This window comes from Alkalihalophilus lindianensis (assembly GCF_032843265.1).
In the GTDB taxonomy this organism is placed as follows: Bacteria; Bacillota; Bacilli; order Bacillales; family Bacillaceae_D; genus Alkalihalophilus; species Alkalihalophilus lindianensis.
Genome location: NZ_JAWJBA010000201.1, coordinates 1 through 279, shown reverse-complemented (window position 1 = coordinate 279; position 279 = coordinate 1). Strand labels below are relative to the sequence as shown.

The following is a 279-nucleotide window of genomic DNA, read 5'->3' as shown; positions in this document are numbered from 1 at the left end:
AGCTTATCTTAGATGCAATTCCAGGACCAATCCAAAAAGGTCTTGAAGTGGCAACTGGGCTTATACCTGCTCTAGGTTTTGCACTGCTTGCTAGATTACTCATCAATAAACAAGTGGCACCATACTTTTTCTTAGGGTTTTTACTATCGGGTTATTTAAAAATACCTGTAACAGGTATTGCTCTTCTTGGAGCTATTGTGGCTATAATAATGGTCAATATTATGCAAAAACAAAAATTGGCGACAAATGAAGGAGGAGTGGTGGACGATGACGATGAAG

The 279-nt window shown here is 38.7% G+C and carries 1 protein-coding gene; it reads left to right on the top strand.

Features of this window, described 5'->3' with window-relative positions; all coding sequences use genetic code 11:
• Positions 1–279: PTS sugar transporter subunit IIC (locus RYX56_RS21920; RefSeq protein ID WP_317124060.1), on the top strand; the 279-nt coding region annotated here is incomplete at both ends.